General features: G+C 71.4%; 13 protein-coding genes. 7 read left to right on the forward strand and 6 right to left on the reverse strand.

The genetic code is table 11. The features are described 5' to 3' along the window. Nucleotides 1-39: 39 nt before the first annotated feature. Together ilvC and serA are read left to right on the forward strand one after the other, a co-directional pair. Nucleotides 40-1,041 carry a ketol-acid reductoisomerase gene (gene ilvC, locus QFZ76_RS35225; RefSeq protein ID WP_266433466.1) on the forward strand — a complete coding sequence of 334 codons (1,002 nt, stop codon included), beginning with the start codon at nucleotides 40-42 and terminating at the stop codon, nucleotides 1,039-1,041. Nucleotides 1,042-1,289: 248 nt separating this feature from the next. Next, a complete protein-coding gene (gene serA, locus QFZ76_RS35230) occupies nucleotides 1,290-2,879 on the forward strand; it encodes a phosphoglycerate dehydrogenase (protein ID WP_307677478.1) in 1,590 nt (529 codons plus the stop codon). A 94-nt stretch (nucleotides 2,880-2,973) separates the two neighbouring features. Here the strand turns inward: serA and QFZ76_RS35235 are convergent, their stop codons facing one another. Beyond that, nucleotides 2,974-4,500 carry an MFS transporter gene (locus tag QFZ76_RS35235; RefSeq protein ID WP_307677479.1) on the reverse strand — a complete coding sequence of 509 codons (1,527 nt, stop codon included), beginning with the start codon at nucleotides 4,498-4,500 and terminating at the stop codon, nucleotides 2,974-2,976. 97 nt (nucleotides 4,501-4,597) lie between these two features. Here QFZ76_RS35235 and QFZ76_RS35240 point away from each other — a divergent pair, with 97 nt between their 5' ends. After that, nucleotides 4,598-5,179 carry a TetR/AcrR family transcriptional regulator gene (locus tag QFZ76_RS35240; protein WP_307677480.1) on the forward strand — a complete coding sequence of 194 codons (582 nt, stop codon included), beginning with the start codon at nucleotides 4,598-4,600 and terminating at the stop codon, nucleotides 5,177-5,179. On the opposite strand, the gene QFZ76_RS35245 is transcribed toward QFZ76_RS35240, so the two are convergent. From QFZ76_RS35245 to QFZ76_RS35260, 4 genes are read right to left on the reverse strand one after another with little or no spacing between them, the layout of a single operon-like run. Next, entirely contained in the window at nucleotides 5,133-5,843 is a 711-nt protein-coding gene (locus QFZ76_RS35245; RefSeq protein WP_307677481.1) for a dipeptide/oligopeptide/nickel ABC transporter ATP-binding protein, read from the reverse strand. The two genes, QFZ76_RS35240 and QFZ76_RS35245, sit on opposite strands and share 47 nt — an antisense overlap. Next, nucleotides 5,827-6,810, reverse strand: a complete 984-nt coding sequence (locus QFZ76_RS35250; RefSeq protein WP_307677482.1) for an ABC transporter ATP-binding protein — start codon at nucleotides 6,808-6,810, stop codon at nucleotides 5,827-5,829. Before QFZ76_RS35250 ends, QFZ76_RS35245 begins: the two co-directional genes overlap by 17 nt. Beyond that, nucleotides 6,800-8,584, reverse strand: a complete 1,785-nt coding sequence (locus tag QFZ76_RS35255; RefSeq protein ID WP_307677483.1) for an ABC transporter permease subunit — start codon at nucleotides 8,582-8,584, stop codon at nucleotides 6,800-6,802. The genes QFZ76_RS35250 and QFZ76_RS35255 overlap by 11 nt, the downstream gene beginning before the upstream one ends. Continuing rightward, nucleotides 8,581-10,077, reverse strand: coding sequence for an ABC transporter substrate-binding protein (locus QFZ76_RS35260; RefSeq protein ID WP_307677484.1), 1,497 nt, complete (start codon nucleotides 10,075-10,077; stop codon nucleotides 8,581-8,583). Before QFZ76_RS35260 ends, QFZ76_RS35255 begins: the two co-directional genes overlap by 4 nt. Before the next feature lie 220 nt (nucleotides 10,078-10,297). Between QFZ76_RS35260 and QFZ76_RS35265 the strand changes: the two genes are divergently transcribed. The 3 genes from QFZ76_RS35265 (at nucleotide 10,298) to QFZ76_RS35275 (ending at nucleotide 16,420) form a co-directional block, all read left to right on the forward strand. Next, entirely contained in the window at nucleotides 10,298-12,982 is a 2,685-nt protein-coding gene (locus tag QFZ76_RS35265) for a hypothetical protein (protein WP_307677485.1), read from the forward strand. Between the two features lie 148 nt (nucleotides 12,983-13,130). After that, nucleotides 13,131-14,180 (forward strand): hypothetical protein, encoded by a 1,050-nt coding sequence (locus tag QFZ76_RS35270; RefSeq protein WP_307677486.1) that lies wholly within the window; start codon nucleotides 13,131-13,133, stop codon nucleotides 14,178-14,180. Then, a complete protein-coding gene (locus QFZ76_RS35275) occupies nucleotides 14,180-16,420 on the forward strand; it encodes a hypothetical protein (RefSeq protein WP_307677487.1) in 2,241 nt (746 codons plus the stop codon). Before QFZ76_RS35270 ends, QFZ76_RS35275 begins: the two co-directional genes overlap by 1 nt. Here the strand turns inward: QFZ76_RS35275 and QFZ76_RS35280 are convergent. Further along, nucleotides 16,321-17,523, reverse strand: coding sequence for a helix-turn-helix domain-containing protein (locus QFZ76_RS35280; RefSeq protein ID WP_307677488.1), 1,203 nt, complete (start codon nucleotides 17,521-17,523; stop codon nucleotides 16,321-16,323). The two genes, QFZ76_RS35275 and QFZ76_RS35280, sit on opposite strands and share 100 nt — an antisense overlap. Nucleotides 17,524-17,685: 162 nt before the next feature. Here QFZ76_RS35280 and QFZ76_RS35285 point away from each other — a divergent pair, with 162 nt between their 5' ends. Further along, complete coding sequence (locus tag QFZ76_RS35285; RefSeq protein ID WP_307677489.1) at nucleotides 17,686-18,612, forward strand: proline dehydrogenase family protein; 927 nt, start codon at nucleotides 17,686-17,688, stop codon at nucleotides 18,610-18,612. The last annotated feature ends 161 nt before the right edge of the window (nucleotides 18,613-18,773 follow it).

Raw genomic sequence — 18,773 nt, forward strand, 5'->3', positions numbered from 1 at the left:
GGTGGGACGCAACACCTGCACACAAGGAGAGAACCCAAAGTGGCCGAGCTGTTCTACGACGCCGACGCCGACCTGTCCATCATCCAGGGCCGCAAGGTCGCGGTCATCGGTTACGGCAGCCAGGGCCACGCCCACGCGCTGTCGCTCCGTGACTCGGGTGTCGACGTGCGTGTCGGTCTGCACGAGGGCTCCAAGTCCAAGGCGAAGGCCGAGGAGCAGGGGCTGCGCGTGGTCACCCCGGCCGAGGCGGCCGCCGAGGCCGACGTCATCATGATCCTGGTCCCGGACCCGATCCAGGCCCAGGTCTACGAGGAGTCCATCAAGGACAACCTCAAGGACGGCGACGCCCTCTTCTTCGGCCACGGCCTGAACATCCGCTTCGACTTCATCAAGCCCCCGGCCGGCATCGACGTCTGCATGGTCGCCCCCAAGGGCCCGGGCCACCTGGTGCGCCGCCAGTACGAGGAGGGCCGCGGCGTTCCGTGTATCGCGGCCGTCGAGCAGGACGCGACCGGCAGCGCCTTCGAGCTGGCTCTCTCGTACGCGAAGGGCATCGGCGGCACCCGCGCCGGCGTCATCAAGACGACCTTCACCGAGGAGACCGAGACCGACCTGTTCGGTGAGCAGGTCGTCCTGTGCGGTGGTACGGCCGCGCTGGTCAAGGCCGGTTTCGAGACGCTGACCGAGGCGGGCTACCAGCCGGAGATCGCGTACTTCGAGTGCCTGCACGAGCTGAAGCTGATCGTCGACCTCATGTACGAGGGCGGCCTGGACAAGATGCGCTGGTCGGTCTCCGAGACCGCCGAGTGGGGCGACTACGTCACCGGCCCGCGGATCATCACGGACGCCACCAAGGCCGAGATGAAGAAGGTCCTCGCCGAGATCCAGGACGGCACCTTCGCCCGCGAGTGGATGGCCGAGTACCACGGCGGTCTGAAGAAGTACAACGAGTACAAGCAGCAGGACGCCGACTCCCTGCTGGAGACCACCGGCAAGGAGCTGCGCAAGCTCATGTCGTGGGTGAACGACGACGAGGCGTAGGCCGTAGGGACGGGGCCGCGGCGATACGCCGCGGCCCCGTCGCCGAACCACCGCTTGCCGCTTGTCCACGGCGTCCAGCCACGGACGAGTGATCCTTCTGTGGAGGCGTAAGACGACCTCCGTCGCGGCACTAGACTGCTGCATTACAAACGCGTCGGGCACACAGTGTCGTGCGTCTTCCACGCGGCTACCCTCCACCGCCTGCGGCCGTCGGGACGGCCGTCCGCAATGGACCTGTGAGGACTCACGTGAGCTCGAAACCTGTCGTACTCATCGCTGAAGAGCTGTCGCCCGCGACCGTCGACGCCCTGGGCCCGGACTTCGAGATCCGGCACGTCAACGGCGCGGACCGGGCCGAACTGCTGCCCGCCATCGCCGACGTGGACGCGATCCTGATCCGGTCGGCCACCAAGGTCGACGCCGAGGCCGTCGCCGCCGCCAACAAGCTGAAGGTCGTCGCACGAGCCGGCGTCGGCCTGGACAACGTCGACGTCTCCGCCGCCACCAAGGCCGGCGTCATGGTCGTCAACGCCCCCACCTCCAACATCGTGACCGCCGCCGAGCTGGCCTGTGGCCTGCTGCTCGCCACCGCGCGCCACATCCCGCAGGCCAACACCGCGCTGAAGAACGGCGAGTGGAAGCGCAGCAAGTACACGGGTGTCGAGCTCGCGGAGAAGACCCTCGGTGTCGTGGGTCTGGGCCGCATCGGCGCGCTCGTCGCCCAGCGGATGTCGGCCTTCGGCATGAAGGTCGTCGCCTACGACCCCTATGTGCAGCCCGCGCGGGCCGCGCAGATGGGCGTCAAGGTGCTGTCGCTGGATGAGCTGCTCGAGGTCGCCGACTTCATCACCGTGCACCTGCCGAAGACCCCCGAGACCCTCGGTCTCATCGGCAACGAGGCGCTGCACAAGGTCAAGCCGAGCGTGCGCATCGTCAACGCCGCGCGCGGCGGGATCGTCGACGAGGAGGCGCTGTACTCGGCGCTCAAGGAGGGTCGCGTCGCCGGCGCCGGCCTGGACGTGTACGCGAAGGAGCCGTGCACCGACTCCCCGCTGTTCGAGCTCGACCAGGTCGTCTGCACCCCGCACCTCGGCGCGTCGACCGACGAGGCGCAGGAGAAGGCCGGTATCGCCGTCGCCAGGTCGGTGCGCCTGGCCCTGGCCGGCGAGCTGGTCCCGGACGCGGTGAACGTCCAGGGCGGAGTCATCGCCGAGGACGTCAAGCCGGGTCTGCCGCTCGCCGAGCGCCTCGGCCGTATCTTCACGGCGCTCGCCGGTGAGGTCGCGGTCCGCCTGGACGTCGAGGTGTACGGCGAGATCACCCAGCACGATGTGAAGGTGCTGGAGCTCAGTGCCCTCAAGGGTGTCTTCGAGGACGTCGTCGACGAGACCGTGTCGTACGTCAACGCCCCGCTGTTCGCGCAGGAGCGCGGTGTCGAGGTGCGCCTGACGACCAGCTCGGAGTCCGCCGACCACCGCAACGTGGTGACCGTGCGCGGCACGCTCGGCAGCGGCGAGGAGGTCGCGGTCTCCGGCACGCTGGCCGGCCCGAAGCACCTGCAGAAGCTCGTCGCGGTCGGCGAGTACGACGTCGACCTCGCGCTCGCCGACCACATGGTCGTCCTGCGGTACGAGGACCGTCCGGGCGTCGTCGGCACGGTCGGCCGGGTCTTCGGCGAGGCCGGCATCAACATCGCCGGTATGCAGGTGTCGCGGGCGGTGGCGGGCGGCGAGGCGCTGGCCGTGCTGACCGTGGACGACACCGTGCCCGCCGGGGTGCTGGCCGAGGTCGAGGCGGAGATCGGCGCGACGTCCGCACGCGCGGTGAACCTGGTCTGACGTTCGACGGCGTTTGACGGCGTTTGACACGTTCGACGACGTGTGACGGCAGGAAGCCGGGTGAGCCGAGACATCTCGGTTCACCCGGCTTCTGTCATGCCAGGACCTTTTCCGGCTCCGGAGTCTCCTCCCGCACCTGGACCCGCCGCAGCGTCACCGCCGCCAGCACGGCCGCCCCCGCCAGGACCACCGCTCCCGCGATCGCCGCCCCCTGCATCCCACTGGTGAACGCCTCCCGAGCGGCCGTGGCCAGCCCGGGCACCTGGTCGGCCACGGCCAGCGCCCCGCCCAGCGTCTCGTGGGCCACGTCGGGCGCCGAGCCCGGAATCTCGTGCCGGTAGACCGCCGCACCGATCGCTCCGAGCACCGCCATGCCCAGCGCGCCGCCGAACTCCGCGCCCGTCTCTATCAGCGAGGAGGCCGAGCCCGCCCGCTCCACCGGGGCGGTGCCCATCGCGAGGTCCATGAGCTGGGACATCACGACGACGCCGCCGACGGCGAGGACAGCGCACGCGGCCAGCACCAGCCACATCGAGTCCGTGCCGGCGAGGGACAGCAGTGCGAACCCGCTCGCGGAGATCGCGAAGCCCGCGGTGACGACGTGCGCGCGGTCGACACCCCGCTGGACCAGGGCGGCGGCGACCGGGGCCGCGGCCGCGATGGGTACCGACGGCAGCAGCGCCCACAGGGCCGCCTCCAGCGCGCTCTTGTCGAGCACCGACTGCAGGTACTGCGTGGTGAAGTAGGCCGACCCCATGATCCCGAACGCCGAGACCAGGTTCAGGGCGACGGCGGGTGCGAAGCCGCGGCCGCGGAACAGGGCGGGGGAGATCATCGGCGAGGCGGCGGTGCGCTGGCGGTGGACGAAGAGGGCCGCGAAGAGCAGACCGACGGTGATCGAGACGACGTAGCGGACGTTCCAGCCCTCGGAGGGGATCTCCTTGAGGCCGTAGACCACGGGGAGCACGGCGGCCATCGACAGCGGGACGCTCGGCCAGTCGAAGCGGCCGGGTTCGGGGTTCTTCGACTCGGGGAGCAGCACTCGCCCGAGGAGCAGCAGCAGTGTCATCGCGGGCAGGTTGACCAGGAAGACCGAGCCCCACCAGAAGTACTCGACCAGCACACCGCTCATGACCGAGCCGAGTGCGATGCCCGCCGTCATCACGCCGGACCACATGCCGATCGCCTTCGCGCGCTGTCCGGGGTCGGTGAACATCGTGCGGGTCAGCGCGATCGTCGACGGCATCAGGGTCGCGCCGCCGATGCCGAGGACCGCGCGGGCGGCGATCAGGGTCTCGGCGCTGTTGGCGTACGCCGCCACCAGCGAGGCCGCGCCGAAGGCGGCGGCGCCGATCAGGAGGAGCCTGCGGTGGCCGATGCGGTCGCCGAGTGAGCCCATCGTCATCAGCAGGCCGGCCAGCACGAAGGCGTAGATGTCGAAGATCCACAGCTGCTGGGTGCCGCTCGGCTCCAGGTCCGCGCTGATCGCCGGGATCGCGAAGTAGAGGACCGAGACATCCATGGAGACCAGTAGCAGCGGAAGCATCAGCACGCTGAAAGCGGTCCATTCGCGGCGCCCGGCTCGGGGGCGCACAGAGGTGCTCGTCGGGTTCGTCGTCATGCGGAGGAATGTACGCGCGTCCTAAACGCTTGTCTAGAACGATTGTATAAGACGAACGTCTAGGACGGTTGTATGCGACGGCGGTAAGGTGGCTCGCATGGGACACCGTGAGGATCTGCTCGAAGGCGCCAAGCGCTGCCTCCTGCAGAAGGGATTCGCCCGCACGACGGCACGCGACATCGTCAAGGAGTCGGGGACGAACCTGGCGTCCATCGGCTACCACTACGGATCGAAGGACGCGCTGCTCGCGCAGGCCTACGTGGCGATCGTCGAGGACATGGGCGATGCCTTCGAGGGGGGCGGGGCCGGCCTGAGCGCCGAGCCCGGCTCTCTCGAACGGTTCCAGGAGGTGTGGTCGAACATCGTCGGCACCATGCGGAAGCCGGGTTCCATCTGGCACCTCAGCATGGAGGTCGTGGTCATGGGCGACCAGATGCCCGAGGTGCGCGATCACCTGGCGCGCGCCCAGCGCGAGGCCGGGCGCGGGCTCATCCCGCTGCTCATGGGCGGGCGCGAGGAGGACGTCTCCGACGAGACGGCGGACACGCTCGGTCTGTTCTACGTGACCCTGATGACCGGCCTCATCGCGCAGTGGAGCTTCGACCCCGAGACCGCACCCGGCGCGGAGCAACTCACCGAGGGGCTGCGCCAGGTGATCGCCGGAGCTGTGAAGAGCTGATCCGCCCGTCCCGCATCTCGATGACCCGGTCCGCGAAGTGCCGTACGACCGCCCGGTCGTGGCAGATGAACAGGTAGCCGAGCCCCAGCTCGTCCTGGAGGTCGGCGAGCAGGTTCAGCACGCCGGCCCGCACGGACGGGTCGAGGGCCGACACCGGTTCGTCGAGGACCAGCAGGCGCGGCTCGGAGGCGAGCGCGCGGGCGATGCCGGCGCGCTGGCACTGGCCGCCGGAGAGTTCGTGCGGGTGGCGGTCGCCGTACGACGGGTCGAGGCCGACCCGGTCGAGGAGTTCGGCCACGCGGGCGGGGCCGGTCTCCGCGTTCCAGCGGCCCTGGACCTTCAGCGGTTCCGCGACGGCGTCACGGATGCGGTGGCGGGGGCTGAGGGAGCCGTACGGATCCTGGAAGACGGGCTGCATGCGTGGGCGGAGGGGGCGCAGCTCGCGTTCGGTCAGGGTGGTCAACTCCCGGCCTTCGAAGCCGACTTCGCCGCCGTCCGGGCGTCGCAGTTGCAGTACCGCCAGCGCCGTGGAGGACTTGCCGCAGCCGGAGGGGCCGTTGAGGGCGAGGGTCTCGCCGGCCTCCAGGGAGAAGGAGACCCGGTCCACCGCCGTGACCGGTCCGTAGCGGACGACGAGGTCGCGGACCTCAAGAAGACGAGGCATGCGGTTTCTCCATGAACAACTCGACGGCGAGGTCCGGGACTTGTGCCCATCGGTGGCAGGCGACCAGCCGCTCGTCCACCGGGACCGGCTCCGGCTCCTCGTGGTGGCAGGCTTCCGCGGCGAGCGGGCAGCGCGGCGCGAAGGCGCAGCCCGCGGGCAGGGCGCCTGGGGCGGGCGGGGTGCCGGGGAGCGTGGGCAGACGGCGGCCGCGCGCATGCTCGGGGAGCGAGGCCAGGAGGCCCGCCGTGTAGGGAGCCAGGGGCCGGGTCAACACCTCGTCCGCCGGGCCGAGTTCGGTCAGGCGCCCGGCGTACATCACCAGCGCGCGGTCCGCGTGCCGTCGCACGACGTCCAGGTCGTGGGTGACCAGGACGAGCGCCGCCCCGACCGCCTCGCGCTGCTCGCCGAGCACCCGGAGCACCTGGTCGCGGCGCTCCTCGTCCAGCGCGGTGGTCGGTTCGTCGGCGACGAGGACGTCCGGTTCGTTGATGGTCGCCATCGCGATCACCGCGCGCTGCCGCATGCCGCCGGAGAACTCGTGCGGATAGGCGCGGGCCTTGCGAGTGGCGTCCGGGATGCCGACGCGGTCGAGCGCGGCCACCGCCCGGGCCCGGGCTTCCCTCCGGGAGACGCGGGCCACCGACCGTACGGCGGCGGCGAGTTGGTCGCCCACCCGGTGCACGGGGGAGAGGGCGGAGAGGGCGTCCTGCGGGACGAGGGCGATACGGCGGCCGCGCTGGGCGGCGAGGTCGGTCTCGCCCAGGAGCCGGACGGTCCCGCCGGCCGTCGCGCCCGGGGGGAGCATGCCGAGGAGGGCGCGGGCCGTGAGGGACTTCCCCGCGCCCGATTCGCCGACCACGGCGAGGACTTCGCGCGGGCGGACGTCGAAGGACAGGCCGCGGACGGCCTCGACGCCGTCGAAGGCGATGCGGAGATCGCGTACCGAGAGCAGTGCCTCAGACCTCAACGAGGGCCTCCTTCTCCTTCGTGACGCGCTTCGTGACGCGCTTTGTGACGCGCTTCTTCGTGCCCCGCCCGATGTTCCGACGGCCCTGCGCGTACGCCGCGCCCGACACCGCCAGCCCCGCCAGCAGGGCCAGTGCCACCGCCGGGGCGAGGGCCGCCCACGGGGCGCGTTCCACGTAGGCGCGGGACTCGTCGAGGAGCAGGCCCCACTCGGGGGCCGGCGGCTGTGCGCCGAGGCCCAGGAAGCCGAGGGAGGCCAGGGCGAGGGCGATGCCGGGCAGCCGGAGGAGGGCGTGCCGGGCGACGGGCGCGGCCACCGACGGCAGGACGTGCCGGGTGAGGATCCACGACGGGGAGGCGCCGATGGCCCGTTGGGCGGTGAGGAAGGAGGACGCCCGGACTTCCTGCACCAGCGCCGCCGCGTGCGCGGCCAGGGGCGGCCAGGAGATCAGCGCGACCGCGAGGGCCGCCCCGCCGGTGCCGGGCCCGGCCGCCGCGGCGACCAGGATGCCGACGATCACCGGGGGCAGCGCGTTCGCGATGTCCGCCGCGCCGGCCGCGACGCCCGGCAGGAAGCCGAGGGCCAGCGCGACCAGCAGGCTGAGCAGGCATACGGCCGCCGCGGTGCCGACGGTCGGGGCCGCGCCGTGCCCGAGCCGGGCGAGAACGTCGCGGCCGAGGCCGTCGGTGCCGAGCGGGTGCGACCAGGAGGGCGCGGCCAGGCGGGCGGCCGTGTCCACGGTGTACGGGTCGCGCAGCAGGCCCCAGCCGATGGTCACGGTCAGCACTGTGAGCAGTGTCAACGGGATCACCGGGTGGGTACGGACCGGCCGCACCGGCGGCAGCGACAGCCCGGCGTCACGCAGAGCCGGGCCCAGCAGCCGACGCCGTACGAGAGCCGCCGCCGCGCCCGCGACCAGGCCGAGCAGCAGCAGCGAGAGGACCGAGCCCTGGAGCAGCGGAAGATCCTGCGACTTGGCCGCGCCGAGCGCCGTACGGCCGATGCCGGGCACCGCGAACACGGTCTCGACGGCGACCGCCCCACCCGTCAGTCCTACGGCCACCATCCCGAACTGCGGTACCAGCGGCGGGAGTACGCGCTTGAGTGCGGCCGCCGAGATGGTGCGCCGGCCGACTCCGGCGCCCCGCCACAGCTCCACCCACCGCTCGTCCAGCACGGCCGGCAGCGCGTCCGCGACCAGCCGGCCGAGCAGGCCGCCCGCCGGGACGCCGAGGGCGAGCGCGGGCAGCACCATGTACTCGGGTCCCTGCCAGCCGGACGTCGGCAGCCACCCCAGCCACACCCCGCACACCAGCAACGCGAGGGTGGCCAGTAGGAACTCCGGCAACGCCGCCGCCATCGCGGCCCACGCCCCCGCCGACCCGCGCCCGCGCACCAGCACGGGCGCGACCAGCGCACACGCCAGCAGCACCGCGACCGCGAAGGCCGCGCCCATCAGCCCGAGCGACACCTGAAGCCCGGCGGTGACGGACGGCAGGACGTCGGTACCGGACACCCAGGACGTGCCGAGGTCCCCGTGCAGCAGGTCCGAGGCCCAGTTCCGCAGCAGCGACAGGGGGCCCGCGTCGAGCCCGAGATCCTGTCGTACGGAGTCCAGGGCCTCCTCGGTCGGCTCCTGCTCGGCGGAGCGGGCGCGCAGGACCGCCAGGGCGGGGTCCCGGCCGGAGAGCCAGGGCAGCAGGCCGACGGTGGTCAGGACGGCGAGGAGGCAGAGGGCCCGGGTCGCCCCGGCCGCTCGTGTGCGGAGCTTCACTTGACGTACGTGTCCGCCGTGATCAGCTCCCGCTCACGGGGGTCGTGGGCGGCGCCCGTGACCCCGGCGGCGTCGCCCTGGATCACCCGCTCGTGCAGCATCGGCAGGGCCGCGTCGGTGGCGAGCACGGCGCCCTCGGCTTCGATGACGGCCTTGCGGCGAGCCTCGCCGGCCTGGGTGCCGCCCGCCTTCGTCAGGGCCTTGTCCACGGTCGGGTCCGCGAGCTGGGAGAGGTTGAAGGAGCCGTCGGAGGCGAAGTCGCTGTAGAGGTAGGCGGCCGGGTCGCCGGAGTCCAGGATGGTGGCGCGCGAGAGGATGAACGCGTCGAACTCGCCCGCCAGCGCGTCGGATTCGATGTTGGCGTACTCGCGGACGTCCAGCTTCACCTTGAAGCCGGCCTTCTGGAGCTGCTGCTGGAGGATGGCCGCGACCTCGGGGAGCTCGGCGCGGTCGGTGAAGGTGCCGATGGTGAGGGACTTCCCGGACGGGTTGCCCGCCTTGGCGTGGGACACCGGCGTGCGCAGGCCGGCCGCCCACGGCAGCGCGGGTCCCAGCAGCCCCTCGGCGACGTCGGCGCGCCCCTCGTACACGCCCTTCACGATCGACTCGGCGTCGATCGCCGCACGGGCGGCGGCGCGCAGCGAGGCGTCCTTGAAGACGCCCTTCTCGGTGTTCAGGTACAGCGTGTTGGTGCGCGGCATCGGGACCTCGGTGATCAGGTCCTCGTCCAGCAGCGCGGCCTGCGACACGGGCACCGCCTCGACGATGTCGGCCTCGCCGCTGCGCAGGGCGGCGGCGCGAGCGGTGCCGTCCGGCACGAACCGTACGTCGATGCCGGGGGACTTGGCCTTGCCGCCCCAGTAGGCGTCGTAGCGGTCGAGGGTGGCCGAGGAGGTGCCGTTGACCTTGGTCAGCTCGAAGGGGCCGGTGCCGGCGCCGACGGGGCTGACCGTCTTCCCCTCGTACGCCTTCGCCGCGAGGATCGACAGCTGCGGGGAGCTGAGCCGCTGCGGGACGAGGGGGTCCTCGTCGCCGGTGGTGACGACGACCGTGTCCTTGCCCCCGGCCTTCGCCGTCAGCTCGACGCCGTCGAGGATGCGGGGCTTGGGGGAGGCGCCGGCGGCCTCGGTGAGCGAGCGGACGACATCCTCGGCGGTGAGCTCCGTACCGTCGTGGAAGGTGACCCCATCTCTCACGGTGAAGGTCCAACTCTTCCCCGACTGAGTCCACTTGGTCGCCAGCGCGGGCTCGGCGTCCCCCTCCTCGTCCAGCTTCACGAGCGTCTCGGCCGTCGACCAGCGCGACAGCTTGAAGGCGTCGTCGGACAGCGGCGACAGCCCGGAGCGCGGGGGCTGCATCATCGCGACACGTATGCGCTTGCCACCCCCGGCGTCTCCCGTGGCCGACTCCGCACCGGCGAAGCAGCCGGTGAGCAGGGCGGTGGCGGCCGTGAGGGCGGTGGCGGGGAGCAGGCGGTGGGCGGGCAGGCGCACGGAGCCCTCCGGGTAAAGGGGTGGTCAAGGGGAGTGCGCCGACCGTAGCACGATGACAATCGTTTTCAATAATCTGTCTCACTTTCAACCAGACCTCTCTCTCACTTTCAACGACTGCCCCCTCCCTCCCAGTGCGGCCCCTCTCCATTGCTGCGGTCGGAGGCCGCCCCTATGCTCCGCAGGGGGGCACGGCACCGCGCTCCCAGCTGGAGCGTCCGACATGGCGGCTTTCCGGAGAACCGACAACCTGCCCGCACCTTTGACGACCTTCGTGGGCCGCCGCCAGGAACTCGGGGAGATCGGCGCCAGCCTGGAACAGGCCAGACTCGTGACGCTGACCGGAGCAGGGGGAGCGGGCAAGAGCCGACTCGCCCTGGAAGTGGCCGCCCGGCGGACGGAACACCATCAGGACGGCGTATGGCTGGTCGAGTTGGCGGGGCTCGCCGATCCCGTCCTCGTCGCGCACACCGTCGCCGGGGTCCTCGATGTTCCCGAGCAGGGCGGACGGGCCCAGAGCGCCGTTCTCACCGAGCGGCTCCGCGACTGCGACATGCTGATCTTCCTGGACAGCTGTGAACATCTCCTCGATCCGGTGGCCCAACTGGTCCAGGACCTGCTGGCCGGTTGCCGAGGCCTGCGTGTACTGATCACCAGCAGGGAACGCCTCGGGGTCACCGGCGAGACCCTCTGGCCGGTGGCGGGGCTGTCCGCGCCGCCCGACGGGGTCGGGGAGGCCGGCACCGCCCAAGGCTTCGACGCCGTACGGCTGTTCCTCGACCGGGCCACCGCCGCCGACCCCGGATTCCGTCTCACCGCGTCGAACGCCGCGGCGGTCGCCGACATCTGCCGCCGACTCGACGGACTTCCGCTGGCCATCGAACTCGCCGCGGCCCGGGTCAACTCCCTGGGAGTGGAACAGATCAGCCGGCGTCTCGACAACCGGTTCGGACTGCTGGCGGTGGAGAGCCGGGACGCCCTGCCGCACCACCGCACCCTGCGGGGCGTGGTCGAGTGGAGCTACCGGATGCTCTCCACCCCGGAGCGCGAGCTGTTCGACCGGCTCGCCGTGTTCGCGGGCAGCTTCGGCGAGGAGTCCGCCGAGGCCGTCGCCGGTGGCCCGGACGGCCCGGGGGACATCGCGGACCTGCTGCCCAGGCTGGTCGACAAGTCCCTGGTGACCGTCGTCCCGGGGCATGGAGCGCCCCGCTACCGGCTCCTGGAGACCCTGCGCGCATACGGCCTGGAGCGGCTGGGCGACGGGGAGGGGGCCGAGCCGCTGCGCGCCCGCCATGCCGCGCATTTCCTGGACCTGGCCGAACAGGCGTGGGACCGGTACCGGGGGCCGGACCAGCCGGACTGCCTCGACCGGCTGGAGGCCGAACACTCCAACCTCCGGGCGGCCCTCGACCGGCTCCTCACCACCCGGGACTTCGAAGGCGCCGTCCGCCTGGCCGGTGCGCTCGCGCCCTTCTGGGACCTGCGCGGCCACTACGCCGAAGGACACGTCTGGCTGGACCGGGCGTTGTCGGCGGACGCCGTGACGTCCCCCGAAGGCCGGGTACGTGCGCTGAACGGCCTGGCCACCCTCGCGGTCATCCAGGGCGACCTCCCGCGCGCCACCAGCGCCTGCGCCGAGGCGGTGGAGCTCTCTCGCCGGGTCGGTGACTTACGGGGACTGGCCTACGCACTTCAATACCTGGGCTTCGCCGCGGTCTGCGCCGACGAGCTCGACCGGGCGGTCGAACGTCTGGAGCAGTCTCTGGTCGTTGCGCGGGAGTCGGCGGATCTGTGGCTGGTGGGCTGGTCGTACCAATTCCTCACGACCGCGCAGCTCGCGCGCCACGACTACGAGCCGGCCCGCATGCTGGCGGAAGCCGCGTACACGGCCCTGCGGCAGACGGGCGAACCCGAGAGTCTCGCATGGGCCTGTCTCACCCACGCGATGGCCACCTGGACGATGGGGGGAGGAGAGGGCACCGACGCCAAGGTCGCGGAGGCGCTCCGGCGGTTCTGGGGGCTGAAGGCACGGTGGGGGCTGGCCGAGGTGTTCTGCCTCACCGGTCAGATCGCCGTGGGCCGTGGCAACCGGGAACGGGGAGCCGCTCTGCTGGGCGCGGCCGAGGCGCTTCGCGAAGCGGCAGGCGTGGCGTTGCTGCCCTTCCTCGCCGAATTCGTGTCGGCCGCCGCTGCCAAGGGCCGCGCCGTGCTCGGTGCCAGGTCGTTCGACGCGGCGTGGGAATGCGGCAGGGCGTGGTCGATGGATACGGCGGCCCGTGCGGTCGCCGAAGAACTCCGGCTGCCTGCCCCTCGGCCCTACGACGATGAACAGGCCGTCGAGGCGGCCGAGTCGGCCGAGCCTCCGGCGGAGGCCGCCACCCTTGGCAAAGAGGGCGAGTACTGGGCCGTCACCCACGGCGGTCATGTCTTCCACCTCAAGGACACGCTCGGCGTCGGTTACCTGAGCCGGCTCCTTCGCGAGCCCGACCGAGAGCTTCTCGCCCTCGACCTCGCCGGCGCCGACCCGGAGGCGGTCCTCGGCGACGCGGGGCCGGTCCTCGACGCACAGGCCAAGGCGCAGTACCGGCACCGGCTGGGTGAACTCGCCGATGACCTGGAAGAGGCCGAGCGGTGGAGCGACGCCGGACGGGCCGAACGAGCACGGTGCGAAATCGACGCACTGACCGAGCAGTTGGCGGCAGCGGTCGGCCTCGGCGGCCGCGACCGCAGGGCCGCGTCGGCGACCGAGCGGGCCCGGCTCAACGTCACCAAGGCACTCAAGTCGGCGATACGGCGGATCACCCGCGAGGACCCCGTCCTGGGCCGCCATCTGGAGCGCAGCGTGCGGACGGGCACGTACTGCTGTTACGCGCCCGACCCCGCGACCCGTATCGCCTGGCGGTTCTGAATCGGCGGTTCTGAATCGGCGTTTCCGCATCCCGGACAGGTGTGCCGCCGGCTTTCGCGAAGTGTGCCGTCGGGAGGAACGATGTGCCGCCCCGATGCACGCCCTTGGAGATGAGCAGACAGCTCACCACCGAGGAGACGAGACGCAGATGACCGACAACACCGATTCCGTCGCCACCGGGATCGACAACGCCAAGGTGCTCGCCGTGGCCGAACGGGTGGTACGGGAGTTCCAGCTGGCCGCGGAGAAGGTCGCGGCCCACCACAACGAGCCCGCCAAGTACCCGATGCCGGCCGGCAGTACCGCGATGGAGCACCTGATGGCGAGCCGCTTCAAGGCGCTGCCCGAGGGGACGCGGAAGAAGGCGGCGGACCGTGTCGTGACCGATCTGAGGAACGCGCCCGGCCGCGCGAAGAAGCTGGACGACCTGGCCAAGGTCGATCTGCGTTCCACGACCACGGTCGAGGCACAGGTCAAGAAGTTGCCCTTCCCCGCGAGGCTCCGGTTCCCGGCGGACGAGCTGCGGAAGGCGGGGTCCGTCGCCAAGGCATCCATGGCGGAGAGCGCGGAAGCGGAGCGCGCTGCCGCGGCGGCCGTCCCGCTGCGGCAGCTGGAACTGCGGCTGCACCGGGTGAAGTGCCTGGATGACACCAGTGAGCTCTTCAAGGACGAGATCGGGCTCGGCGGCACCGCCGTCGACGAGAGCGGAGACGTGGAGAAGTTCCCCACCTTCAAGGTGCGCAGCTTCAAGACCGGCGGCGTCCAGACGTACACACCGCCGCGGCGCCTGGTCCGGTTCAGCCTCACCGAGGGTCCGGTGAGGTTCCCGAAGACCTACTTCGTGACGCTCGTGCTGGCCGAGCTGGACCACGGCGGCTTCTCCGATTTCGTGAACAGGCTGTACGTCAAGGTGCGGGACGCGGTCGCCGAGGCTGTGGGGGAGGCCGTCGGCGCGGTGCTGCCCGTCCCGATCGACGAGTTGATCCGCAAAGTCGTCATCGCCGTGGTCACGAGGATTTTCGACACCCTCAAGGCGATCTGGCAGGACGACATCTTCCAGCCGGTCACCGTCGAGACCACCGTCCAGTCCCGGACCAGCCGTTGGGCGGGCCGCGCCGACAGTCCCGAACGTGTCGTCACGTTCAGGGGACACGGCGGCAAGTACGAACTGGTCTACGACTGGCGGATGTTCAGCTGATGAACACCGTACTGTCCGGGACCTGGCGGATCGTCCTGACCGCGGCGCACGGGGTGCGTCTGGAGCCGGTCGAGTTGCACCTGCGGGCCCAGGTACGCGCACAGACGCGCCCGCTCTGGTCCAGGACCGTCGCCTGCCCGCCCCTTCCGGGGCGGGAGGCGGTGGTCGCGGCCGCGCGGCGCGACATCCTCGCGGGGCGGCCCGTGGAGTTCCACGCCCCGTGCGGGTTCGGCAAGACCACACTGCTTCGCTATCTGGCCTCGGGTGCCGTGCGGGCGCCTTCCGTGTATGTACGGGTGGGATCCGCGCCGTTGGACGACGTGCTGCAGATGGTCGTCGACCGGCTCTACTCGTCCCCGGAGCCGGTGAAGCCGACCCGTGCGGAGTGCGAGGCGATCATCCGCGGCTGCCGCGCCCTCATGGTGCTGGACGATGTGCCGCCCGGCTCACCCATCCCGAACCAGCTTGCGGCGTCGCTCCAGGGCTGCGGGCTGGTCATCGGCTCGACACGGCCCGTGTTGACCGGGCTCGGCGGTTCCCGGATGCTGCACGGGCTGCCGCCGGACGCGGCGCTCGACCTGTACGCGCGGTCGCTGGGCCGAGGGCTCGGAGCGAGCGAAGTTCCGGATGTGCGGCGGCTGTTGGCGGCTCTGGACGGCCGGCCGCTGCACATCAAGCAGGCCGCGGCGCTCGTACGGTCCGGGGAGTTCACCGCGTCGCGGCTCGCGGAGGAAGCCGCGGCGGCCGGTCCGGAGGCGCTCGACCGGCTCTCCCTGCGCAGGCTCGACGGCGTCAAACGGCGGGCGCTGACCGTCCTGACCCTCTTCGGCGGCGCGCTGCTTCCGGCTGCGCTGGTGTCGGGGGTCGGAGACATCGCGTTCGTCCTCCAGTACCTGGACGAACTGCACCGGGACGGACTGGCCGAGCACCCGGACGACCGGTTCGGCATCCCGGTGTGCCGGAAGGAGAGCCATCAGCAACAACTCCTCGGCCAGATCGACTACGCCGGAGCGGTGCGCGGCCTCGCCGACTGGCTCGCCGACCCCTCCGGACCTCATGCCCTGGAGGCACTGGAGGCGGCGCTGAGTCTGCTCGGATTCGCGTCCGAACGGGCACAGTTCGAGGTGGTGGTGCGGCTGATCCGGCTGGTGGAGCCGGTGCTCTTCGTGCTGGGCCGCTGGAAGGAGTGGCGGGACGTTCTCGGACAGGGCATCGACGCGGCGCGGCAGGTGGGGGACGCAACAGCGGAAGCCCTTTTCGCCCACCAGAAGGGCACCCTGGCGTACTGCGAGGACCGTCTCGAGGAGGCGCGGGACCTGCTGCAACGGGCGGAGGAGCTGCGGTCGCGGCTGGGGGATCGGGTGGGGGCGGAGCTGAGTCGCGCCCACCTGGGGCTGGTGCAGTCCGTACAGAACTACGGGCCGCCGCCTGACTCGGTTGCCTCGCGTGACCGACGCGGGTCGCGGACCCGGGCGCGGGTGTTCCTGGCTGCCTTGCTCACCATCGTGGGTGGGGTGGCGATGGTGGCGGCAGTGCAGGCGATGTCCCGCGAACCCGTCGTCATGGTCACCCCTCCGGTCACACCCCCCAGTTCAGAGCCGTCGAGCCCCACAGCCACCCCAGAGACCCCGGAGACCCCGGAGACCCCGGAGACGCCGGAGACGCCGGAGACGCCGGAGACGCCGACGGTGTCGTCGCCCGACGAGCCGACGGTCCTTGCGGCGGAGAACAGCCCACTCACCTTGGCGTTCCTCGACACCGTGATCGATATTGACAGCGCCCCCAGCACGCTCACCCTGACCAGCACGGGAACAGCCGCACTGAGCGTCGGGACGGCGGAGCGTGAGGGCACAGCGTTCCAGGATTTCGTGATCACCGACGACGGTTGCTCCGGCACACAGCTCCGCCCAGAGCAGTCCTGCCGGATCGACGTCGTCTTCCGGCCTACTGAGACCGGTCTGCGGGAGGCGGTCTTGAAGATCCCCGATGACGCGGCGGGCGTTGTCCGTACCGTTCCCTTGTCGGGGCTGGGCGTCCGGGTGCTGGAGGAGGACGGCGACGACGTGAACAACGGCCCGAACGCCGACCCGAACGACGACGTCGGAGACTTCAGAGATCGGTTGAGCCCACGTCCGCAGAGCTACAGCCGCGCCCCCTTCAACGCCATGTGCAGCAACAACCGATCCTCCCCGTCATCCAGATCCAACCCCGTCAACTGCTCCACCCGCGACAACCGGTAATACAGCGTCTGGCGATGGATCCCCAGCTCCGCCGCCGTGCGGCCCGCCTGGCCCGCGCAGTCGAGGTAGACCTCGGCCGTGCGGGCCAGTTCGTGGTGGGTGGGGGAGAGGAGGGCGCGTACGGCGGGGTCGTGGGCCGTTTCCGGGGGGAGGGACGTCAGGAGGCGGTACGGGCCGATGGACGACCACTCGGCGATCGGGCCGAGGTGGGGTTCCGCGAGGGCCGCGCGGGCGGCGGCCGCGGCCTCCCGCCAGGCGACGCCCAGGTCCACCAGTCCGGCGCGGGCCGCCGCGATGCCGGCGGCGGCGCCGGTGCCCCGCGCCCGCTCCAGCAACCGTCCCGCCGCCGACGTCGCCGGTGTCATCACGTCCGCCGAGCGCAGCCGTACCAGCAGGGCCAGCGCCGTGGCCGTCGTCCCCCAGGGCAGCGTGCACAGGGCCGTCGCGCCCGGGACCGTACGGACGGAGGGGGCGTCGTCCGGGTCGGCGGAGGGCCAGGGGGTCACGCAGATCACCGTGTGGAGGGTGTCGGCGCGGGGGCCGAGGGCGGTGCGGAGTTCGGCGACCGCCATGTCGCGCTGCCAGTCGCGCTCGGCGGTGAGCACCGCACGGAGTTCCCGCGAGAGGTCCGCCCCGTGCTGCGCCTCGTCCGCGAGCAGGGCGCCGATCCGGGTCGTCACCTCCATGGCGGCGGTCAGTTGCCGATCGGTCGGCCCGGGGTCGTCGTCCAGCAGCCAGACGTAGCCGAGGACGACACCGCGATGGCGTACGGGGAGACAGATCCGTCCGCGGTACACCCCCGCCTCCGGAGCGGGCGGAATGCGGACCGGGGAGGTCGCCCGGGTGATGCCGAAGCCCTCGAACCAGGTGCGGACCGCGGCCGTGGAGCGCCGGGTCAGGATCGAGCGGGTGCGCACCGGGTCCAGGGCGGAGGCGTCCAGCTCGCCCTCGCTGTCGTACGCCCCGAAGGCGATCAGCTCGAAGTCACGGTTCTCCAGCGTCGCCGGTGCGCCGAGGAGCTCCGAGATCTCGTCGACCAGTTCCTGGTAGTCGCCCTTGTGGTCCTTGTACTCCGACGTCGTCACCCGGGCATTCTCCCGCATTTCGCGCTCCCTTCATACATCTGTCTGAGATCTTCGGCACGGATGCGTGACAGCTGTCGATGGCCGACGATCGGAGGGATCCTTAGGTTTCACGGTGGTTCTCCGTGCCGTACCCGAATGACCGGGTTCCGGCCATCCGCTGCTCCTGTGTGGAGGTGCCCCGTGCTGGGTCCCGTGATTCTCGCCGCGTCGCGCAGCGACCGGATACGACGGCTGATCTCGGCGGCCCCGGTGACCAGGCAGGTCGTGGACCGCTTCATCCCGGGTGAGACCGTCGACGAGATCGTGCCGATCGTCCGGGAGCTGACCGACAGAGGGCTGGAGCTGACGATGGACGTCGTCGGCGAGGACATCACCACGCCCGGGCAGGCCGCCGCCGCGCGGGACGCGTACCTGGAGCTGGTCGACCGGCTGAAGCAGCTGGAGCTGGGCACCCGCGCGGAGATGTCCGTCAAGCTGTCGATGTTCGGGCAGGCGCTCGCGGGCGGGCACGAGCTGGCTCTCGCCAACGTCCGGCCCGTCGTCGAGGCCGCGGCCGCCATCGGGACCACGGTCACACTGGACGCGGAGGACCACACCACCCTCGACTCGATGTTCGCGATCCACGAGGAGCTGCGGAAGGACTTCCCGCAGACCGGCTGCGTCATCCAGGCCTACCTCTTCCGCACCGAGGCCGACGCCCGCCGCCTCGCCGACAGCGGCAGCCGCGTGCGACTGGTCAAGGGTGCCTACAAGGAGCCCGCCGAGGCCGCCTACCAGCAGAAACACGAGATCGACAAGGCGTACGTCCGGATCCTGAAGGTCCTGATGGCGGGCGAGGGGTACCCGATGATCGGCTCCCACGACCCGCGCCTCATCTCCATCGCCCAGGAACTCGCCCGGCAGTCCGGCCGCAAGCTCGACGAGTACGAGTTCCAGATGCTGTACGGCATCCGGAGCGACGAGCATCTGCGGCTCGCCGCCGAGGGCCATCGGATGCGCGTCTACACCGCCTACGGCACCGACTGGTACGGCTACTTCATGCGGCGCCTCGCGGAGAAGCCGGCCAACCTGCGCTTCTTCGCCCGCTCGATGATCAGCAAAGGGTGAGCGGTAGCTGTCGGGACCCGGGTGCATCCTGGGTGACGGCAGCTACCGCCCATCGGTCGGCTGAGCCGACCCGGTTCCGGAAAGGAGTTACGGAACTCGTGACTCCGCCCCCGTGGGGGCTTCTCACTAGCTCGCCGCAGCGGGCTCGTGACGGTCAAGCC

Origin of the sequence: Streptomyces sp. V4I2 (assembly GCF_030817655.1) — a bacterium.
Classification (GTDB): domain Bacteria; phylum Actinomycetota; class Actinomycetes; order Streptomycetales; family Streptomycetaceae; genus Streptomyces; species Streptomyces plumbiresistens.